At 70.0% G+C, this 20,083-nt stretch carries 14 protein-coding genes; 4 read left to right on the plus strand and 10 right to left on the minus strand.

Features of this window, described 5'->3' with window-relative positions:
• Positions 1-62 precede the first annotated feature (62 nt).
• Entirely contained in the window at positions 63-1,034 is a 972-nt protein-coding gene (locus tag WKR98_RS16995) for a Bug family tripartite tricarboxylate transporter substrate binding protein (RefSeq protein WP_341434174.1), read from the plus strand.
• Positions 1,035-1,048: 14 nt separating this feature from the next.
• On the opposite strand, the gene recD is transcribed toward WKR98_RS16995, so the two are convergent.
• From recD to WKR98_RS17020, 5 genes are all read right to left on the minus strand, one after another.
• Positions 1,049-3,127, minus strand: coding sequence for an exodeoxyribonuclease V subunit alpha (gene recD, locus WKR98_RS17000; protein ID WP_124689520.1), 2,079 nt, complete (start codon positions 3,125-3,127; stop codon positions 1,049-1,051).
• Positions 3,124-6,822 (minus strand): exodeoxyribonuclease V subunit beta, encoded by a 3,699-nt coding sequence (gene recB, locus WKR98_RS17005; RefSeq protein WP_124689519.1) that lies wholly within the window; start codon positions 6,820-6,822, stop codon positions 3,124-3,126. The genes recD and recB overlap by 4 nt, the downstream gene beginning before the upstream one ends.
• On the minus strand, positions 6,819-10,301 hold the full coding sequence (recC, locus tag WKR98_RS17010) for an exodeoxyribonuclease V subunit gamma (RefSeq protein ID WP_124689518.1): 3,483 nt from the start codon (positions 10,299-10,301) through the stop codon (positions 6,819-6,821). The genes recB and recC overlap by 4 nt, the downstream gene beginning before the upstream one ends.
• Positions 10,302-10,358: 57 nt before the next feature.
• The gene (locus WKR98_RS17015; RefSeq protein WP_124689517.1) at positions 10,359-11,384 is read right to left on the minus strand and encodes an extracellular solute-binding protein; all 1,026 of its coding nucleotides are present in this window, start codon (positions 11,382-11,384) and stop codon (positions 10,359-10,361) included.
• A 77-nt stretch (positions 11,385-11,461) separates the two neighbouring features.
• Complete coding sequence (locus WKR98_RS17020) at positions 11,462-13,087, minus strand: ABC transporter permease (protein WP_124689516.1); 1,626 nt, start codon at positions 13,085-13,087, stop codon at positions 11,462-11,464.
• 83 nt (positions 13,088-13,170) lie between these two features.
• On the opposite strand from WKR98_RS17020, the gene WKR98_RS17025 reads away from it, so the two are divergent.
• Positions 13,171-14,271 carry an ABC transporter ATP-binding protein gene (locus WKR98_RS17025; RefSeq protein ID WP_238160397.1) on the plus strand — a complete coding sequence of 367 codons (1,101 nt, stop codon included), beginning with the start codon at positions 13,171-13,173 and terminating at the stop codon, positions 14,269-14,271.
• On the opposite strand, the gene WKR98_RS17030 is transcribed toward WKR98_RS17025, so the two are convergent.
• The 5 genes from WKR98_RS17030 to mltG all read right to left on the minus strand — a co-directional run bounded on the left by WKR98_RS17030 (position 14,268) and on the right by mltG (position 18,679).
• Positions 14,268-14,954: an ankyrin repeat domain-containing protein gene (locus WKR98_RS17030; RefSeq protein ID WP_124689515.1), complete on the minus strand. Its 687-nt coding sequence runs from the start codon at positions 14,952-14,954 to the stop codon at positions 14,268-14,270. The genes WKR98_RS17025 and WKR98_RS17030 overlap by 4 nt on opposite strands.
• Positions 14,955-15,049: 95 nt before the next feature.
• Entirely contained in the window at positions 15,050-15,820 is a 771-nt protein-coding gene (locus WKR98_RS17035; RefSeq protein WP_124692341.1) for a TatD family hydrolase, read from the minus strand.
• 56 nt (positions 15,821-15,876) lie between these two features.
• Complete coding sequence (gene holB / locus WKR98_RS17040; protein WP_341434175.1) at positions 15,877-16,968, minus strand: DNA polymerase III subunit delta'; 1,092 nt, start codon at positions 16,966-16,968, stop codon at positions 15,877-15,879.
• Positions 16,965-17,618: a dTMP kinase gene (tmk, locus tag WKR98_RS17045; protein WP_238160396.1), complete on the minus strand. Its 654-nt coding sequence runs from the start codon at positions 17,616-17,618 to the stop codon at positions 16,965-16,967. The genes holB and tmk overlap by 4 nt, the downstream gene beginning before the upstream one ends.
• Positions 17,615-18,679: an endolytic transglycosylase MltG gene (gene mltG / locus WKR98_RS17050; protein ID WP_124689513.1), complete on the minus strand. Its 1,065-nt coding sequence runs from the start codon at positions 18,677-18,679 to the stop codon at positions 17,615-17,617. Before mltG ends, tmk begins: the two co-directional genes overlap by 4 nt.
• Positions 18,680-18,722: 43 nt before the next feature.
• Between mltG and ygfZ the strand changes: the two genes are divergently transcribed.
• Positions 18,723-19,751, plus strand: coding sequence for a CAF17-like 4Fe-4S cluster assembly/insertion protein YgfZ (ygfZ, locus tag WKR98_RS17055; RefSeq protein ID WP_124692339.1), 1,029 nt, complete (start codon positions 18,723-18,725; stop codon positions 19,749-19,751).
• Positions 19,752-19,771: 20 nt separating this feature from the next.
• Positions 19,772-20,080: a DUF4936 family protein gene (locus tag WKR98_RS17060; protein ID WP_124689512.1), complete on the plus strand. Its 309-nt coding sequence runs from the start codon at positions 19,772-19,774 to the stop codon at positions 20,078-20,080.
• Positions 20,081-20,083 lie beyond the last annotated feature (3 nt).

Here is a 20,083-nt window from a genome sequence, read left to right on the forward strand (position 1 = left end):
CATCCCGGCACCGCCGGTTCATCCAGCTGTCCAGCCGTCGCAGAACGGCAAGGAGAGGAGACATGTCCATGAACTATCTGGCTTACCCGTTGCTGGCCGCTTGCGCGCTGGCAAGCCCCGCCGCCGTTGCCGCCGGGGACTACCCTTCGCGCCCGATCCGCATCGTGGTCGACTTCCCGGCCGGCGGCACCATCGATTCCCTTGCGCGCATCGTCGGCCAGCGCCTGGGCGACCGGTGGGGCCAACCCGTGGTGGTCGAGAACCGTCCGGGCGCGGGCGGCAATATCGGGGCCCAGGAGGTCTACGCATCCGCCCCCGATGGCTATACCCTGCTGGCGACGCCCCCCGGGCCATTGTCGATCAACGAATACCTGTACAAGGACCTGGCCTTCAAACCCTCGTCCTTTGCGGCAATAGGCTTGCTGGCAGGCAGCCCCAACGCGATCACGGTCAAGTCCTCCCTGCCGGTCGGTTCGGTACCCGAGCTGATCGCTTACGCCAAGGCCCACCCAGGCAAGCTGACCTACGGCTCCCAAGGCAACGGCTCGACGTCGCACCTGACCGGCCAGTTGTTCGCGACGATGACGGGCACCTCGCTGGTCCACATTCCCTACAAGGGAGAAGGCCCCGCGTTGACCGACCTGATGGCGGGCCGCATCGATCTTTTTTTCGGAAACATCTCGGCCGTGCTCAAGCTGCGTGACACCGGCAAGGCGCGCATCATGGCGGTGGCCGATCATGCGCGTACCGAGATCGCCTCCGATATCCCCAGCGCCGCCGAGTCCGGGTTTCCAGGCTTCGAGAGCAGTGCCTGGTTCGCGCTGATGGCGCCGCCGGGCACGCCGGCGCCCATCGTCGGCAAGCTGCACGAGGCACTGGCAGCCATCCTGGCCGATGGCGACGTGAAGAAGCGCTTCCTGGCATTGGGGGCCGAGACCAAGCCCTCTACCCCGGAACAAGCCCGGGCATTCATCGAGGCCGAGCGCGTACGATGGAAGAAGGTCATCGCCGAAGCCGGCGTGACCATGGATTGATACGGCTTCAAACCTCAAACCGACAACCCGCTGATGCGCCTGACCCGCCGGGCCACCGCTTCCTCCAGCACCCCGGGCGCGGTCTCCACCATCGTGAACCAGGTGCGCGCGCGCGTCACGCCGGTGTAGACCAGTTCGCGCGTCAGGATGGGGCTGGTCCGGTCCGGCAGCAGCAAGGCGGTATGGGCGAATTCCGAGCCCTGGGACTTGTGCACGGTCATGGCGTAGACCGTCTCGACGGCGTTGAGCCGGCTGGGCAGCGCGAAGCGCACGCCGTCGGTGCCGTCGCTGCGCAGGAAGGCCACGCGCAGCGCGGTGCCCTCCCCGGCACCTTGCGGCACGCGCAGCGCGATGCCGATGTCGCCGTTCATCAGGCCCAGGGCGTAGTCGTTGCGGGTGACGAGGACGGGCCGTCCTTCGTACCAGCCCTGCTCCTGTTCGATCAGTCCGCGCGCGCGCAGCGCCCGGGCGATGCGCGCGTTCAGGCCTTCGACGCCCTGCTCGCCCTTGCGGACGGCGCACAGCAGGCGGAAGGCGTCGAACGCCGCCAGCACCCGGGCCGCCCAGCCTTCCCAGGCGGGATCGTCGCCCGGCCGGTCGGCTGCCGGACGGTGGCGCTGCATGACGTCCAGGTAGTACGCATAGCCGCAGGGTTTTCCGCGCGCGGTGGCGGGATGGCCGTCGAGCAGCAGGCGGTCGAGCGCGTCCGGCCGGATGCCGCGCGTGTCGTAGACATCGGGGTCGGGCGCGGCGGACTCTCGTTCCAGCACGGCACGCATTTCCTGCGGCAGCCCGGCGTTGACCGCGCGCGCCAGTTGCCCGATGCCGCTGCCGGCGCCGAAGCGGCGCGAGCGGCGCAGCATGACGATCTGCTGCGCCATCGCATGGCGTTCGGCGTCGCCGGGCGAGAGACCCGTTCCGGCCAGGCTCTCGCCGCTGGCTCGTTCGAGCCAGGCCTGGGTCTCGGGCGTGTAGTGGCCGGCCTCGGCGTCGCGGCAGAGATCGCCCAGCACGGCGCCCGCCTCCACCGACGCGAGCTGGTCCTTGTCGCCCAGCAGCACCAGCCTGGCGTGGGGCGGCAGCGCGGCCATCAGGTGCGCCATCATTTCCACGTCTATCATCGACGCCTCGTCCACGACCAGCATGTCGATAAGCAAGGGGTTGCCGGCATGGTGGCGGAAATGGCGCGTGTCCGGCCGGCTGCCCAGCAGCCGGTGCAGCGTCGAGACGTCGGTGGGGATGGCCGCTCGGACCGCGTCGGACACCGGAAGCCGCCCGACCTGGTCGGCAATGGACGCGGACAGGCGCGCCGCCGCCTTGCCGGTGGGCGCGGACAGCAGAATGCGCAGCGGACGCCCCTCCTGCACCGCCGTCATCTGCAGCAGTGCGAGCAGGCGCACGACCGTGGTGGTCTTGCCCGTGCCCGGGCCGCCGGTGACGATGCCGATGCGGCCGCGCGCGGCCAGCGCGCAGGCCAGTTTCTGCCAGTCGGGGCCGCTGTCGGCCCCTTGGCTTTCGTCAAACAGCCGCGCCAGGGATTGCGCGAGGTCCGGCGGCGTTTCCACCGGGTGCGCCAGGCGTTCCCGCAGGGCCCGGGCGATGCGCCGCTCGAAGTCCCAGTAGCGGCGCAGGTACAGGCGGCCGGCATCGAGCACCAGCGGCCGGCCGTCATCGGGCGCTTGCGCCCGCGCGGCGTCCGCGACCAGCGGGCTGGCAGCCAGCGCGGCCAGCCACTGCGCGACGTCGACACCGGCCAGCAGGTCCGAGGGCAGGCGCATCGCGGGCCCCATGTCGCCTTCGGGCGGCAGGGACAGCGCCTCGTCGGGCCGCTCCAGCGTCAGGGCCAGGTCCAGGCAGACGTGGCCGTGTCCGAGCTGATGGCTGGCCAGCGCGGCGGCCACCGCTACCAGCGGTTGCGTATCGGGCTGGCAGTCGACCAGGAAGCCGACGAAAGCGCGGTCCAGCCGCCGCAGCCAGCCGCGTTCGACCCAGGCGTCGAGCAGCGTCAACAGCGCCTCGCGGTCGCGCAGGTCCGGGGATGCCTGCGCGGGCGCATCGAACGGCAGTTCGTAGTTCGAGGCACCGTGGCTCATGCCTGTGCCTCCACTTGCGCGGTGCCGGCGAACAGCCGGTCGAGTTGTTCGATCAGTTCGCGCGGCGGGCAATCGAAGTACGCGCCGCGCGTCGGCGCCCGGGTACCGCGCAGGAACAGGTACAGCGCGCCGCCCATGTGGCGGTCGTAGTCGTAGTCCGGCAGCCGCGCCGTCAGTTGCCGGTGCAGCGCCAGCAGGTACAGCACGTACTGGAGGTCGTAGCGCTTGGCCAGGATCTCGCTCGCCATCGCGGCCGAGGTGTAGGCCGCATCGGTCGCGCCCAGCCAGTTCGATTTGTAGTCGGCCACGTAATAGCGCCCCTGGTGCTCGAAGGTCAGGTCCATGAAGCCCTTGAACATGCCGTTGAGCATGGCCGGCTCCAGCGCGGGCCGCGCCGCGCCCGGCATGACGTGGCGCCGGACCAGGGCATCGATGCGTTCGACGTCGACGTGGCGGCTCTCGAACCAGAATTCCATTTCGACCCGGTAGGACTCGAGGTCCGCGAAGCGGAAACTCTGTCCCGCGCCCAGCGGCAGAGGCTCGGCCAGCACGCCGGACAACCAGCGGCCCAGCGGCGTGATCCAGCTTTCCCAGCCGCGCCGGTTGCAGCGGCGCGCGACGGCGTCGGCCAGGCGGTCCGGAGCGGCCACGGCGGCGCCGAAGCCCTCCTCTCCCGCCCACTCGAACAGGCCGTGCAGGAAGGTGCCCGGCCCGGGGCCGCGCGGAAAGCGGTGCATGCCGGTACCGGCCGGCGTGGCCAGCGTCTCGTCCGTGTCGGGGACGTCGTCGTCGAACAGCTTTTGCGCCTCGGGGGTCTCGGGACTGGTGTCGCCGTGCAGGCGGGCTTCGCGCGCTTCCTCGTCGCCTTCGGTCAGGCTGGCGACGCGCAAGGCGCTGTAGGAGGCGATCCACCACGGTTCGCCGGGCTGGCGCTCGGGCGTGCGGTACACGGGTTCGGCGGGGCCGCCGGCCTGCATGTCCAGGACGTCGGCGTCCGGCCGTGGGGCCGGCACGGTACGCAGCAAGGTCCCGGAAGGATCCAGGGTGCGCAGCACGGACTCCAGCTGGCCTGATCCCGTCAACGGTTCGCCGCCGCCCGCCAGATAGCCCAGCGCGCACAGCGGCCAGCCCGATTCGGCGGCGCGGCCGCGCTTGAGGTCGGCCACGCCCAGCCAGCAGGCGTGGCGCGCCCGCGTCAGCGCCACGTACAACAGGCGCAGGTCTTCGGCCAGCCGCTCGCGGTCCGCCAGCGCTTCCTCGGCCTCGTCCGGGGCGATGCTGACGACCAGGCGGCCGGATTCGTCGTGGTAGCGCAGCGGCGGGCGCGTACGGTCGGCGGGACGGAACGAGCAGGCGAACGGCAGGAAGACCAGCGGATATTCGAGCCCCTTGGACTTGTGGACAGTCACGACCTTGAGCAGTTGGGCATCGCTTTCCAGCCGCAGGATCTGCGCTTCGCTGGCCTGGCCGTCCTGTGCCAGGTGTTCCGCCAGGTGGCGGATCAGCGCCTGTTCGCCGTCCAGTTCGCCGGCCGCCTGTTGCAGCAGCTCGGCCAGGTGCAGCAGGTTGGTCAGGGCGCGTTCGCCGTCCGCGCGGCGGGCCAGCGCCGCCGGCAGCCCGAAATCGTCCATGAAGCGCCGCAGCATGGGCAGCACGCCCTGGCGCCGCCACAGGTCCCGGTAGCCGCGAAAGCGCAGCACCCAGGATTCCCAGAAACGTTCGTCGCGGTTCAGCCGGTCGAGTTCGGCCAGCGGCCGGTCCAGCGTCGTACTGGCCAGCGCCGCGCGCAGCTTGCGGTCGTCGTCGGGTTCGGCGCAGGCATGCAGCCAGCGCAGCAGATCGGCGGCTTCCTGGCCGTCGAACACCGAGTCCTTGTCCGACAGATAGACGCTGCGCACGCCGCGTTCGGCCAGCGCGGAACGGATGGCCTGGGCCTCGCCCATGTCGCGCACCAGCACCGCGATGTCGGCGGGTGCGAGGCCCCGGATCGTGCCGTCTTGCAGGAAACCGGTGCTACCCGCCCGGCCGCCGGCCAGCAGGCGGACGATCTCGGTCGCGCAAGCGGCGGCCATGGCCGCGCGGTAGGCGCCGCCGGCGATGGGGGCGTCCTGGTCGGCCAGCCAGAAGGTCAGCGGCGCGGCGGGCGTGCCGTCCGTGACCAGGGACTCCGCCCTGCCCTGCGCGGCCACCGGCACGAAGGGGAGCGGGTCGTCGCCGCCGCGCCGGAACAGGAAGGCACCCTGCCCGCCCGGCCGGTTCTCGGCAGCCTCGAAAACGGCGTTGACCGCGGCGACCATGCCGGAGCTGGAGCGGAAGTTGGTGCCCAGCGTGTAGTGGCGGCCCGCCGTCGCCCGGCGGGCACGCAGATAGGTATGGATGTCGGCGCCGCGGAAGGCGTAGATGGCCTGCTTGGGATCGCCGATCATCAGCAGCGCGCAATCGTCGGCATCGTCGGCGATGCGGTAGACGCGGTCGAAGATCCGATACTGGACGGTATCGGTATCCTGGAATTCGTCGATCAGCGCCACCGGGAACTGGGCGCGGATGACCCGCGCCAGCCGCTCGCCGTTTTCCCCGCGCAGCGCCGCGTCCAGGCGGGTCAGCATGTCGTCGAAGCCCATCTCGGCGCGGCGCCGCTTTTCCTCGTCGAAGCGTGTCCGCACCCAATACGCGGCGTGCGCCAGCATGTCGGCATCGGCGGATGGCAACTGGGCGAGCAGGCGCGGCAGGTCGACCATGGCGTCCAGCGCCGGATGGTCGATGCGATGGCCGGCCTCGCAGATCTCGGCCAGGCCGGCCGGGGTCAGGCGCTGGAAGCCCGTTCCCAGGTCCAGGGCTTCCAGCGCGGCATCGGCCGCCCAGGCCGACAGCCGGTCGAACCAGGGGCCGTACCAGCGCGCCTGGAACTTGCGGGCGTTGACGCGCTTGGCGGCGCAGGCCGCATCGCACAGCGCGCGCAGCTCCTCGCTCCAGGCGGCCCAGGGGGCTTTCAACCGGGCCAGCGCCTCGGCGCGGCGGGTACGGGCACTGGCGTGGATTTCCGTCAGCGTGCCGGGAATGTCGCGAGCCGAGGCATGGGCCAGCAAGGGCGCGATCCGGCGCCGCAAGGCATCGGGGGTGATCCAGTTCGTCGACACCCAGTCCAGCGTCTCGTCCCGCAAGGCATAGCAATGCTGGCGCCAATAGTCGCGCACGACCTCGGCCAGGAGATCGGTATGGTCGGTTTCCAGCGTCTGGGTGAACAGGCTGCCGCTGTCGAAGGCGTGTTCGCGCAGCATGCGCTGGCACCAGCCGTGGATGGTGGACACGGCGGCCTCGTCCATCCATTGCGCGGCCACGTCCAGCTTGTTGGCGCAGGCGGGCCAGTCGGATGCGTCGTAGTCGTCGCGCAAGGCGGCGATCAAGTCGTCAGGCGCATCGCTTTCCTTTCGGAAATAGCGCGCTGCCGTGGCCAGCCGGGCGCGGATGCGGTCGCGCAGTTCCTGGGTGGCGGCGTCGGTGAAGGTCACCACCAGGATCTCGGGTGGCAGCAGCTCGCGGCCGAAGGCGCTGTCGCCGCCATGGCCCAGCACCAGGCGGACGAACAGCGCGGAAATGGTGAAGGTCTTGCCCGTGCCGGCGCTGGCCTCGATCAGGCGGCTGCCATGCAGCGGCAGGGCCAGCGCCAGGTCGCGTTTCGGGGACGTAGCGTTCATGCCCGCCCTCCTCCGGCTTTCCTCTCGGCGCGCGCCGGACGAGCCGTCTCGAACAGGGGCAGATACAGCGTCCGGGCCCAGGAACCGAATTCCTCGTCCGACCACAAGGCCTCGAAGTCCGGGAACTGGCGCATCAGGTAGGGATTGCGGTCGACCTCGCCGGGCACCGTGGGGCCGCCCTCGTAGGTCTTGCGTGCCTGCTCGTAGGCCGCGGCTTCGTCCGGCAGCGCCGCCAGCCACGCGAACGCGGTGCGCACGGCCACCGGCGGCGGGACGCGCATGCCGGCGTCCCAGGCGTCGATCAGGTCGCCCAGCCAGGTCCGCGCCTCGTTTTCGGCCACGGGCGGCAAGCTGAATTCGCCGTCGGTGGCCACCAGCACGGTGTGCAGGGACAACCCCATCGCATTGCCCGCCAGATGCGCGACCCAGGGGCGGATCAGCCGGTGCCACCTGGGCAGGCGCGCGGCCACGCCCAGTTCGCCCGGAATGGCGTCGAGCCAGAGGTGGCCGCCGTCGTCGTTGCGTCGCAGGCCGCCCAGCCAGCCCTGCAATTGCACCGCGCCGTGGCGCAGATCCACCGCGGCGGGGACTTCGCACGCCTGCGGCCATTGCGCGCGCCAGGCCCGGTGCCGCTCCAGCACGTCGGGCAGCGGCGCGATCAGCGTTTCCACCACGCGTTCGCCGAATCCCGCCAGCGGCAGCTCGCCGCCGCGCGCCAGCATCCGGGCCGTCGCGCGCAACCGGTCCAGGGCCTCGTCCGCGTTTTCCGCGGGCAAGCCGGCCAGCAACAGGCGTTCGCTCAACTGGTAGTGGGTCAGCCCGTCGAGCGCGAAGGGCTCTTCGTCTTCGGCGGCTTCCTCGGCTTCGTCGAAATGGATCTTCAGCCGCTGGTTGAAGAAGGCCCGCAGCGGGTCGCGGGCATAAGCCTGCAATTGCGGCAGGTCCAGGACCGCTCCCGTGGCCGGCGGCGGCAAGGCTTGCGGTGCGGATGGCGCGGCCTCGTGCGCCTCGTGCATCACCGCCCATTCCCGCGCATAGGTGAAAAGCCGCCCCGAACGCGAGGCGAAATAGCGCGGGCTGAACGGCTGGAGCGGATGGACGGTGGTCAGGCCGGCCAGCAGGTCCGAGCCGTCGTCGCTTACCCAGCCCGCGTCGAGATGGTCGCGCAATTGCGCCACCAGCACCGACGGCGGCCGCTCGGCGTTGTCGCGCACGCTGCGGCCGACCCAGCTTACGTACAGCGCGTCGCGCGCCGACAGCAGCGCCTCGAGCAGCAGATAGCGGTCGTCCTCGCGGCGCGAACGGTCGCCCGGGCGGTAGTCGGCGCGCATCAGGTCGAAATCCGGCGGTGTCTGGACCCGAGGGTAGTCGCCGTCGTTCATGCCCAGCAGACAGACGACGCGGAACGGAATCGCCCGCATCGGCATCAGGGTGCAGAAGTTGACCGAGCCCGCCAGGAAGCGCTGGTTCAGGCGGCTGCGATCCAGGTCGCCCAGCCAGGCCTCGCGCACCACCACCAGCGGCAGTGTTTCTTCCAGCCCGACGCGCTCGCATACCTCCAGCCAGTCGTCCAGCAACTGCGACAGGCTGCCCAGCGCGGCTTCCTCGCGCTCGGTCGTCGGGATGAAAAGACTGGTCATCAGGGCTCGCAGCCGGACACCCCAGGCCTGGGGCGCGGCCGGCGTCGCCAGCGCCGCGCGGATGCGCTCCAGGCTCTCCAGCAAGGCGTCCAGCGACCCGACCAGCGCCGCGTCCAGGCCCCCCACTTCATCGTAGGGTTCGATGCCCTCGAACGCCGGCGCGGCGCCGGCCGCATAGCCCAGCAGCATGCGTCGCAGGCCGAAGCGCCAGGTGTTCTGCTCCATGCCCCCGGGCAGCCCCAGGCTGGCACGCTGGCCGGCGTCCACGCCCCAGCGCACGCCGGCCCCGGCGATCCAGCGATGCAGTTGCGGCAGGTCGCTTTCGCGCAGGCCGAAGCGCTGGCGTACCGCCGGCACGTCCAGCAGGTCCAGGATCTCGCTGACCGCGAAACGGCTTTCGGGCAGCCGCAGCAGGTGCTCGACCGCGATCAGCAGCGGTTCGCGGCCGCGCTGGCCCTGGTCGGCCAGCGTGTAGGGAATGTGGCGACGATCGCGCGGGTCGATCTGGCCGAACACCGCCCGGATGTGCGGCGCGTAGGCGTCGATGTCCGGCACCATGACGATGACGTCGCGCGGCCGCAGGCCGGGATCGGCATCGAAGCGCGCCAGCAACTGGTCGTGCAGGATCTCGACCTCGCGCTGCGGGCTGTGGGCGATATGGAAGCGGATGGAGGCATCGCGCTCGACATCCATCGGCGGCCATTGCTCGCGGCTTTCCTCCAGCGAACGCAGGTTGAGGATGTCGTCCTGGACCTGGGCCAGCAGATGTTCGGCGGGCGGTTCGCTGAACAGGTCGATGCGGCGGTCGCTGATGGACGCGAAATGCTCCTGGTAGCGCTCCGGGATGTCGTAGGTATCGAGCAGGTGGATGTAGTCGCGGCCCTGCTTGCCCCAGGCCGCCAGCAGCGGGTTGCCGAAGCGGTGCATGGCCTGCGCGTCCGGCGCCGCCGGCATGCCGGGCTTGCGCTGCTGCCGCCGGTACTGGTGGCGCAGCAGGTCCTGGTCGGCGACGATGTCGGTCCAGTGATGCTGGCAGGGATTATGGACGCACAACAGGACCTGGCAGAACTTGGACAGCGCCGCCAGCGCCTCCAGCGACTGCGCCGGCATGGACGAGATCCCGAACACGATCACCCGGCGCGGCAGGTCTCGCGGCGGCACCTCGGTCTCGGCCAGGCGCGCCAGGAAACGCCGGTGCACGCGCGCCCGGCTCTGGATCACCCCGTCGTCGCCCACGTCGTCCAGCACCGCGCGCCACAAGGCGGCCTGCCAGCGGTCTTCCGCGTCGAGCGGCACGGTGCCGCGCCGCGATGTCCGCAGCACGTCGCGCCCATGCTCCCAATCGTCCAGCCAGTCGGCGCGGTACACCTGGTACTGGTCGAACAGGTCGGCCAGCCGCTCGGCCAGTTGATGGCGCTTGCGCATGCTGTCGTCGTCGGCCAGGAAACGCCGCAGCGGCAGGAAGGCCTCGTCGCCCAGCACTTGCGGCAACAGGCGCAGCAGGCGCCAGGTCAGTCCGCTGCGGTCGAGCGAGGAGGTCTCGGGCAGCAGGTCCTTGCCCAGCACGGCGCGATAGGCCTGCCAGAGAAAGCGCGCCGGCAACTGCACCTCGACCGCCGCCGCGATCCCGCAGCCCTGCGCCCCCGCCTCGTCCGGATCGGCCGCCAGCGCGAACTTCAGCCACTGCGCGATGCCGTTGCTCTGGACCAGGATGATCTCGTTCTCGAGCGGCGCCAGCGGGTACCGCTTCATCCACGACACCGCCAGCCCGCGCAGTTCCTCCAGCCTGTTGCCGTGAACGACCATGAAACCGGGAGCGAGCGGCGAAGAAGCGGGCATGCGCGAAACGATGGGAATGGGGGGCGACCCCCCCATTCTACAGAGCCGCGTGGACGATCAACGGTATCCGGTGCGGTCCAGGATCTTCTGCGCGGTGACCTGGTTGCGGCCGATCGCGCCGATGGACACCGTCTCGGCCTTGAATGTCCCCAGGGCCTCGAGCGCGGCGTTGTCGGTTTTCACCGAACGCACGGCCGGCCATTCGTTGTTGCCCGCGGCGAAATAGTTCTGCGCCTTGTCGCTGGCCAGGTATTCCAGGAACTTGACCGCGGCTTCCTTGTGCGGCGCATGGCGGGCCACCGCGCCGCCGGCCACGTTCATGTGCACGCCCTGCCCCGCCTGGTCGGGCCACAGGAAGCCGATCTTGGCGATCGCGGCTTTGTCCTCGGGCTTGTCGGACCGGGCCATGCGCACGTAGTAGTAGTTGTTGGTCAGCGCGACGCCGCACTCGCCCGAAGCCACGCCCTTGATCTGGTCGGTGTCGCCGCCCTGCGGATTGCGCGCCATGTTGGCCACCATGCCCTTGGCCCATTTCTCGGCAGCGGCCTCGCCGTTACGCTCGATCAGCGAGCCCAGCAGGGACAGCATGTAGGGGTGCGAGCCGGACCGCGTGCAGACCTTGCCCTTGTTCTTCGGGTCGGCCAGCTTCTCGTAGGTATCGACGTCGGCCGGGTTGACGGTCGCCTTGTTGTAGACGATGACGCGGGCGCGCGTGGAAAAGCCGAACCATTGCGGGTCCTGGCCCGGTTCACCGCCCTGCAGGTTGGCGGGGATGCGCTCGGCCAGCACCTTGGACTTGACCGGCTGGAACAGGCCGTCGGACTCGGCGCGCCAGAGCCGCGCGGCGTCGACCATCAGGATCACGTCGGCCGGGCTCTTGGCGCCCTCGCTTTTCAGGCGCTCGACCAGCGCGGCGTCGCCGGCCTCGATGCGGTTGATCTTGATGCCGGTCTGGTCGGTGAAACCCTTGTAGAGGAGTTCGTCCGTCTGGTAGTGGCGGGCGGAATAGATGTTCAGTTCCTGCGCCTGGGCGCCGGCGGAGACGGCCAGCAAGGCGGCGGTCAGCAGGGAAAGCTTGAGCATGGACGAGGCCTCGGGATAAGGTCGAGTTGACAACGAGATAGGAATTATTGTCATTCCCATCTCTCCCGTCAAATCTTTCAGCTTTTCGTAAGTTTGTCCCGCCGGGAGATGGCGCGGGCCAGCACGATCACGGGCAGCAGGCCGGCCAGCACGATGGTCAGGGCCGGGATGGCGGCTTCCCCCAGCCGCTCGTCCGAAGCGAGATGATCGGTGATGACGGCCAGGGTGTCGAAGTTGAACGGCCGCAGCACCAGGGTCGCGGGCAATTCCTTCATCACGTCCACGAACACCAGCAAGGCGGCGGTCAGCAGGCTGCGCCGCAATAGCGGCTGATGCACCCGCGCCAGCAGTTCCCAGGTCCCCGCCCCCAGGCTGCGCGCGCTGGCGTCCAGCGACGGCGTGATCTTGGACAGCCCCGCTTCCGTCGTTTGCAGCGCCACCGCCAGGAAGCGGACCAGGTAGGCGTAGACCAGCAGCGTCAGCGTGCCGGTCAGCGTGCCCTGGAAGGACCATCCCCACGCCTCCAGCCAGCCGTCCAGCGCGCCCACCAGGATCAACAGGCCCACCGCCAGCACGGCGCCGGGCACCGCGTAGCCCATGCCCGCCACGCCGTTGGCCGCGCGCACCAGCCTGCCGGGCGCCAGGCGCGCGGCGTAGGCCAGCCCCAGCGCCAGCGCCACGGCCAGCACCGAGGTCGTGGCCGCCAGCCGCAGGGTATTGCCCAGCCACATGGCATAGCGGTTCCAGTCGATGACGTGCAAGTCCTGGGCGGCGAACCGCAGCATGATGGCCACGGGCAGCAGGAACCCCAGAACAAGCGGCACGAGGCATACCAGGTTGGCCCACAGCGCCTGTCGGCCCGACAGCCGTCGCGGCGCCTGTACGTGGCGCTGGGCGCCCGCATGGAAGCGCAGGCGGTTCCGGCTGCGGCGCTCCAGCCAGACCAGCACGAACACGAAGGCCAGCAGGGCCGACGCCAGTTGCGCCGCGGCGATGCGGTCGCCCATGGACAGCCAGGCCCGGTAGATGCCGGTGGTGAAGGTCTGCACGCCGAAGTAGGACACCGCGCCGTAGTCGGCAAGCGTTTCCATCAGCACCAGCGTGATGCCGGCCACGGCCGCGGGGCGCGCCAGCGGCAGCACCACCGCGAAGAAGGCTCGCGTCGGGCCGCAGCCCAACGTGCGCGCGGCCTCGGACAGGCGCGGACTGCGTTCGAGGAAGGCCGTGCGCGTCAGCAGGTAGACGTAGGGATAGAAGGCGAAGATGAAGACCAGCGCGGCCCCGTACCACGACCGGATGGCCGGAAACCATGGCAGCCGGGCCTGTCCGGTCAGGTCTCGCAGCAGGGTCTGCACCGGCCCCGAGAACTGGAAGAAATCGGTGAAGGCGTAGGCCATGACGTAGGTGGGCATGGCCAGCGGCAGGATCAGCGCCCATTCGTAGATGCGCCGCCCGGGGAAGTCGTGGGCCGCCACGACCCAGGCGGTGGCGATCCCCACCACCGCCGCGCCCACGCCGACGGCCGCCATCAGCAGCAGCGAGGTCGCGACGTAGCCCGGCAGCACGGTGCCGGCCAGGTGGGCAAGGATGTCCCGTGCGCCGGCGTCGGCATTCGACACCGACCACAGCAGGCTGATGATGGGCAAGGCGATGAAGGCGGCCACAGCGGCGGCCGGCCAGGAAAGCGCGGTGCGTCGGTGCATCGGATACCAGGACAAGTCGACGGACGACGCGGGGGCGAAGGTCCGCCTGGCGTTGGCGGCAAGCAGGAATACGAATTATATTCATGCGCTTGCGCAATCCGTCCGACCCCATGCCCCACCCTCATCTGCAGCTCGACCACGTCCGCCTGGGCTACCGCATGCCGACCGGCATGCACGTCGTCGTCGACGACCTGTCGCTGGCCTTGCACGAAGGACGCATCGGCTGCCTGCTGGGGCCGTCGGGCTGCGGCAAGAGCACCGTGCTGCGCGCGATCAGCGGCTTCGAGCCCCTGCTGGCCGGCAGCATCGCGCTGCACGGCGAAGCCGTGGCCACCCCGCGCCGCAGCCTGGCTCCCGAGAAACGGCGGGTGGGCGTCATGTTCCAGGACTACGCGCTGTTCCCCCACCTGTCGGTGGACGACAACGTCGGTTTCGGCCTGCGGCGCGAACCGGCCGCCGTCCGCGCCGCGCGGGTCCGGGAACTCCTGTCCCTGGTCGGCATGGCCGCGCTGGGCGGCAAGTATCCGCATGAACTGTCCGGCGGCCAGCAGCAGCGCGTCGCGCTGGCCCGCGCGCTGGCGCCCCGCCCCGAACTGCTGTTGCTGGACGAACCCTTTTCCAGCCTGGACGTGGACCTGCGCGAGCGCCTGGCCGGCGAAATCCGGGACATCCTGAAGGAAGCCGAGGCGACCGCGATCCTGGTGACCCACGACCAGGCCGAGGCCTTCGCGATGGCCGACGAGATCGGCGTGATGGAACATGGCCGGATCGTGCAATGGGGCAACGCCTACGATCTTTACCATCATCCCGCCACGGCATTCGTGGCCGGCTTCATCGGCGCCGGCGTGCTGGTGCCGGGCCAGCGGGCGGACAACGGCAGCATCCGCCTCGAATTCGGCGACATCGACGCGCCGGGCCCCGCTTCCACCAACGGACGGGTCCGGGTCCTGCTGCGGCCCGACGACCTGCTGGCCGACGCCGACAGCCCCATCCGGGCGCGACTGGTCCACAAAGTCTTTCGCGGCCCGGGCTACCTGTACACCCTGCGCCTGCCCTCCGGCAGCGAAGTGCTGGCCCAGATGCCCGCCGAGGACGGACATCGCGTGGGCGACGAGGTCGGCATCCGCCTGCGGACCGGCAGCCTGCCGGCCTTTCCGGCCGAGAGCCCGGCAACAGGCGCCTAGCGGCGCTGCTGCTGTTGCCGGCGCTGGCGGTCCTGGTTCAGGCGCTCGACCAGATTGTTGGCCAGTATCGTGTTGCCCGCGTCCCGGCCCACGTCCGCGGCATTCTTGCCCTCGGCATTGCGGACGTAGCCGTCCGCTCCCTCGTCCAGCAGCAGCTTCACCGTCGAGGTGTGGTCGTAGCGCATGGCCATCATCAGGGGCGTCATCTTCCCGGGCGATTCGGCGTCGATGTAGGCGTAGTTTTCCAGCAGCACGCGCACCGCATCGTCGTTGCCCTTGGACGCGGCATAGTGCAGCGCCGTCCAGCCTTCCTGGTTGACCTCGGCGCCGCGCGCGATCAGCTTTTCCATCCGCGTCGCCTCGCCCCGGATCGCCAGGTACATCAAGGGGGATTCGCGCAGCCGGTTCTGGCGATTGACGTCGATGCGCTTGTCGGCCAGCAGCACGTCATAGACCCCCCAGGCCTCTTCCTTGATGGCTTCCAGCAGCGGCGTATTGCTGGCGGCGTTGGGCATGTTGGGATCCATGCCCCGCCCCAGCAGCGATTTGACCGTGGAAGCGCGATCGTTGCGGACGGCAACCCAGAAGTCTTCTTCGGCGCTTGCCTGCGCCGCCGAGAACGCGGTCAGCCAGCACCACAGCAGCAGGAAACCCCATCCCCGGCGAGCCCACGAGCCAAACATAATGTGTTTCCTTATATTTCCCGTTCAACTTATTGATTAAAAAATATTTTTTCTTCGAAAAAAGCCGTCTAATTAAAGTTATTTCTAGCTTTAATTTAGCGCTGTATATCTTTGAATAAATTGAAAAAATTATTGGTTGACGCATCCGCCACGGCGTGGACCGGCAGGCCGCGCAACTCAGCGATCTTCTCGGCCACGTGAACCACCTTGGAGGGGTCGTTCAGCTTGCCCCGATGCGGCACGGGCGCCAGGTAGGGCGAATCGGTCTCGATCAGGATCCGGTCCAGCGGGATGCTGCGGGCCACTTCCTGCAACTCCCGGGCGTTCTTGAAGGTGACGATGCCCGAAAAGGAGATGCGGAAGTTCATCGCGATGGCCGCGTCGGCCACCGCCTGGGATTCGGTGAAGCAGTGCATCACGCCGCCGACCTCGGCGGCCCCCTCTTCCTCCATGATGCGCAGCGTGTCTTCCGCCGCCGAACGGGTATGGATGATCAGGGGCTTGCCGGTTTGCCGGGCGGCGCGGATATGGTTGCGGAAACGGTCCCGCTGCCACGTCAGGTCGCCGGTCAGGCGGTAGTAGTCCAGTCCGGTTTCACCTATGGCGACGACCTTGGGGGTGGCCGCCAGCTCGACCAACTGCTCGACCGTGGGATCGGGCGTGTCCTCGTAGTCGGGGTGCACCCCCACCGAGGCCCACAGATTGTCATGGGCCCGTACCAGCTCCATCAAGCGGGGCCAGTCGGGCAGGTTCACGCTGACGCACAAGGCCTGGGCGACGTGGTTGCCGCGCATGCGCTCGAGGATCTCGGGCAGTTGCGCGGCCAGTTCGGGGAAATCCAGATGGCAGTGCGAATCGACGAACATGGGCAAGGAAGACGGTATGGCTGCGGAATCCATAGTACAGCGGGTGGCCCCGGCCCCTAGGCCTGGGCCACCCGCGCGGGACGGCGGCCCAGGCAGGCCGCGCTGGCCTGGGCCAGTACGTCCTGGGCGAACAGCCGGGCATTGAGCGGATGGTCGGCGATCCTGCGCTGGCGGGTCAGCCAGCGCGACAGTTCGGCCACGCGGCCGCGCTCGGCGCGCTCCCCTATCTTCGCGCTATGGGGAGCCAGTTCGGGGAAATAGCGCGCGCCGATGCCGGCCTGAGCCAGTGCCACGTCGGTGGCCAGGCGCTGCAGCGCGTCTATCCATTCCACGGCCGGGATCTTGTCCAGCGCATCGACGATCTGCCCCAGGTCTGGCGGCTTGCCCTGCGCGAGCGCGGCCGCGAAGGTGTCCAGCCACGGCGCCCGGGGCGGCACGCCGGCTTCGGCGCGGCGCCAGGCCGCGACCGGCGCTCCTCCCGCGGCGGCCAGTTGCGCGGCCGCATCCTGGACGCCCTGCTCTTCCAGCCAGGCCAGCGCCGGCCCGGGCGCCGGCGTGCCCAGGGGCAGCCGGCGGCAGCGCGACACCAGGGTCGGCAGCAGCCGGTCGGGCGCGTCGGACACCAGCAGGAAAACGGTCTGGGGCGGCGGCTCCTCCAGGATCTTCAGGAGGCCGTTGGCCGAAATCGTGTTGAGCGCTTCGGCCGGATACAGCACCACCACCCGCAGTCCGCCACGATGCGTGCCGGTGTTGGCCCAGGATTCCAGGGCGCGTATCTGCTCGATGCGGATCTCGCGCGAGGGAGCGCGCTTGCCGGCCTTCTTGCCGTCGGCGTCGGTGGCTTCTTCCTCGGCATCGCCTTCCTCGGCCTGGCCCTCGGCCAGCGCCACCGCTTCGGGGCGGACGCGGCGAAAATCGGGATGGTTGCCCGAGGCATACCAGGTGCAGGCGGGGCAATGCCCGCAGGCCATGCCGTCCTGCGGTGACTCGCACAGCAGGCTGGCGGCCGCGGCGCGCGCGAACTCGACCTTGCCTATGCCCGCCAGCCCGTGGATCAGCCAGGCATGGGCGAAGCGCCGCCGCTGCTCCTGGCCCAGCCAGGCGCGGGCCGCTTCTTCATGCCAGGGATAGAACCGGGGCGCGCTCATGCGCCGCTCGCCTGGGCGATGCAGGCCCGCATCTGAGCGGCCAGCTCGGCCCGCACCGCCTCGATCGGGCGGGTCGAATCGATGATGCGAAAGCGCGCCGGATCCGCTTCGGCCCGGGCATGGTAGGCCGCCCGCGTGCGCTCGAAGAAGGCATCGTCCTCGCGTTCGAAGCGGTCCAGGGTGCGGCCCCGGCCCAGCCGCTCGCGCGATACCTCGAGCGGGACGTCGAACAGCCAGGTCACGTCGGGCTGCAGGTCGCCGTGCACCCATTGTTCGAGCACCGCGATGCGCTCGGCCGAGAGCCCCCGGCCGCCGCCCTGGTAGGCATAGGTGGCGTCGGTGAAGCGATCACAGACCACCCATTGGCCCCGCGCCAGCGCCGGCTCGATCACGGTGCGCACGTGCTCGCAGCGCCCCGCGAACATCAACAGGGTCTCGGTATCGAGCCGCATGGGCTCGTTCAGCAGCAGTTCGCGCAGCTTCTCGGCCAGCGGCGTGCCGCCGGGCTCGCGGGTCTGCACCACGTCCAGGCCCGCTTCGCGCAGCTGGGCCACGAGCCACTCCAGATGCGTGCTCTTGCCCGCGCCGTCCACGCCCTCGAGCGTGATGAAGCGGCCACGGCGGGCGGCGGCGTTCATGCCGGCGCTCATGGCTGCGTCGCCTCGGTCTGGAGGGACGGCGGCGGCTGCAACCCCTGCCCCCTGAGCTGGTAGCGCGCGACGTAGCGGTTGTGGCTGTCCAGGGTCTCGGAGAAGGCGCTGGTGCCGTCTCCGCGCGAGACGAAATACAGGTACTTGTGCTTCTCGGGCTGGACCGCGGCCAGCAGCGAGGCCCGGCCCGGGTTCGAGATGGGCGTGGGCGGCAGCCCCCGGCGCGTGTAGGTGTTCCACGGTGTGTCGGCACGCAGGTCGCGGCGGCGCAGGTTGCCGTCGAAGACCTCGCCCAGGCCGTAGATGACCGTCGGATCGGTCTGCAGCGGCATGCCGACCCTGAGCCGGTTCACGAACACGCCAGCGATGCGCCGGCGGTCGGCTTCCATGCCGGTTTCCTTCTCGACGATGGAGGCCAGGATCAGGACTTCGTAGGGCGAGCCCAGCGGCAGGTCCGGATCGCGCTGCGCCCAGATGTCGGCCAGTTCGCGCTGCTGCGCGCGGTAGGCGCGGCGCAGGATGTCGAGGTCGCTGGAACCCACGGCGAACAGGTAGGTGTCGGGGAAGAACAGGCCTTCGGGGTGGCTGGTCGAGGCGCCGATCCTGGCCGTGACGGTGGCGTCGTCGAGGCCGTCCAGGGTCTGGCGCACGTCCGGATGGCGGCGCAGGGCCGCGCGTATCTGGCGGAAGTTCCAACCCTCGATGAAGCGGATTTCCCGCTGCGTGACGTCGCCGCGCGCGAGCCGGTTCAGCAGCGTCCACAGCGAATCGCCACGGGCCACCTCGTAGCCGCCGGCCTTGATGCGGCGCTCGGTGCCGGTCAGGCGGGCATAGGCGATCAGGACCTCGGGCGGCACGGCGATGCCGGCGTCGCGCACCTGCCGGGCGATGCCCCGCATGGTCGTGCCTTCATCGATGACGAAGTCCACCTTGTCGGCGGGCAGGGAAAGCGGCATGCGCAGCCACGCGACGCCGGCGCCGACGATGGCCAGCGATGCCAGCAACAGCGCGGCGAGCGACACGAGCAGCGCGCGTTTCAGGGAAAAATGTCGTTTGGGCATGGGCGCCTATAATACTTCGATCGACCTCATCGACCGTTTCAAGATGTCCGTCCAAGAGATTTTATCCGCGAGCGCGCGGCCCGATGCCGCCATCGCGCACATCGCGCCGCTGGACCATTTGACCGTGCTCGAGGCCCGGGGTGCCGACACGATCGAATTCCTCCAGGGGCAACTGACCCAAGACGTCAAGAAACTCGGCGAGGCCGACGCTCGGCTGGCCGGCTATTGCACGGCCAAGGGCCGGCTGCTTGCCAGCGCCATCGTCTGGCGCGCCCAGCCCGACCCCGCCGATCCGGTCCCGCGCGTGCTGGCCCTGGTCGATGCCAGCATCGCCCAGGCGCTGCAAAAGCGCCTGTCCATGTTCGTGCTGCGCGCCAAGGTCAGGCTTGCCGCCGCGCCGCTGCGCGTGGCCGGCGTCTGGCGCGGCCTCGATGCGGCGGCCCTGCAAACGGCCGCGGGCGGGCTGCTGCCCGCCGCGCCCTGGTCGCGTGCCGACTTGACCGACGCGACCTGGATCGCGGCGCCCTCCGCCGCCGAATCGTCGCCGCGCTGGTGGTGGATAGGAACCGACGACGCATTGCAGCGCCTGGGAACGGCGCTGGCGTCACCCGCGCAGGCTGGCCTGGTCCAGGCCTGGCGCGCCGCCGACATCGCCGCGGGCCTGCCCTGGATCACGGCGCCGACGCAGGACCTGTTCGTGCCGCAGATGGTCAACCTGGAATTGATAGGCGGGGTCAGCTTCACCAAGGGCTGCTACCCTGGCCAGGAAGTGGTCGCGCGCAGCCATTACCTGGGCAAGCTCAAGCGCCGCATGTTCGCGGGCCATGTCGCCGGCGAACAGGCGGATCCCCAGGCGCTGGCCGGCACCGACGTCTTCCAGGAAGGCGACGACCAGCCTTGCGGCCGCATCGTCAATGCGGCGCAGGACGGCGACCGGGCCGCGATCCTGTACGAAAGCTCGCTGGCCGCCGCGCAAGGCGATGCCCCCCTGCACGCCGGCTCGCCCGCCGGTCCGATCATCCAGCCGCAGGCGCTGCCCTACGCCCTGTCCGACGATACCCGCTCGGCATGAGCCCAGCGCCGGGATCCGCCATGCACAATCTCTACGTCTACTACAAACTGCCGCATGCGCGGCGCGCCGAGGCGCTGGCGCCCGCCCGCCGGGTGCTCGAGGCCGGCCGGGCCTGGAGCACCCGTGTGGCGCTCCAGGCCCGCCCCGCCGCCGACAACGGCGTGGTCACCTGGATGGAGGTCTACGAGGACGTGGCCGACATGCCCGCGCTCGAGGCCGCGCTGGCCGAGGCGGTGCAGGCCGGCGGACTGGCGCCCTTGCTGCTCGCCCCCCGCCGCAGCGAGGTCTTCGTCGACCTGCCCGCCGACCCGGCGGGATGGGAAGGCTGACGC

The organism is Pigmentiphaga sp. YJ18, assembly GCF_038066655.1.
In the GTDB taxonomy this organism is placed as follows: domain Bacteria; phylum Pseudomonadota; class Gammaproteobacteria; order Burkholderiales; family Burkholderiaceae_B; genus Pigmentiphaga.

Excerpts from the sequence above, each read along its gene's own strand:
- WKR98_RS16995 (WP_341434174.1), top strand. The coding sequence starts at position 63 with ATGTCCATGAACTATCTGGCTTACCCGTTGCTGGCCGCTTGCGCGCTG.
- WKR98_RS17015 (WP_124689517.1), bottom strand. The coding sequence starts at position 11,384 with ATGCTCAAGCTTTCCCTGCTGACCGCCGCCTTGCTGGCCGTCTCCGCC.
- recC (WP_124689518.1), bottom strand. The coding sequence starts at position 10,301 with ATGCCCGCTTCTTCGCCGCTCGCTCCCGGTTTCATGGTCGTTCACGGC.
- recB (WP_124689519.1), bottom strand. The coding sequence starts at position 6,822 with ATGAACGCTACGTCCCCGAAACGCGACCTGGCGCTGGCCCTGCCGCTG.
- mltG (WP_124689513.1), bottom strand. The coding sequence starts at position 18,679 with ATGCCCAAACGACATTTTTCCCTGAAACGCGCGCTGCTCGTGTCGCTC.
- WKR98_RS17030 (WP_124689515.1), bottom strand. The coding sequence starts at position 14,954 with ATGTTTGGCTCGTGGGCTCGCCGGGGATGGGGTTTCCTGCTGCTGTGG.
- recD (WP_124689520.1), bottom strand. The coding sequence starts at position 3,127 with ATGAGCCACGGTGCCTCGAACTACGAACTGCCGTTCGATGCGCCCGCG.
- holB (WP_341434175.1), bottom strand. The coding sequence starts at position 16,968 with ATGAGCGCGCCCCGGTTCTATCCCTGGCATGAAGAAGCGGCCCGCGCC.
- WKR98_RS17020 (WP_124689516.1), bottom strand. The coding sequence starts at position 13,087 with ATGCACCGACGCACCGCGCTTTCCTGGCCGGCCGCCGCTGTGGCCGCC.
- WKR98_RS17025 (WP_238160397.1), top strand. The coding sequence starts at position 13,171 with ATGCGCTTGCGCAATCCGTCCGACCCCATGCCCCACCCTCATCTGCAG.
- WKR98_RS17060 (WP_124689512.1), top strand. The coding sequence starts at position 19,772 with ATGCACAATCTCTACGTCTACTACAAACTGCCGCATGCGCGGCGCGCC.
- tmk (WP_238160396.1), bottom strand. The coding sequence starts at position 17,618 with ATGAGCGCCGGCATGAACGCCGCCGCCCGCCGTGGCCGCTTCATCACG.
- ygfZ (WP_124692339.1), top strand. The coding sequence starts at position 18,723 with ATGTCCGTCCAAGAGATTTTATCCGCGAGCGCGCGGCCCGATGCCGCC.
- WKR98_RS17035 (WP_124692341.1), bottom strand. The coding sequence starts at position 15,820 with ATGTTCGTCGATTCGCACTGCCATCTGGATTTCCCCGAACTGGCCGCG.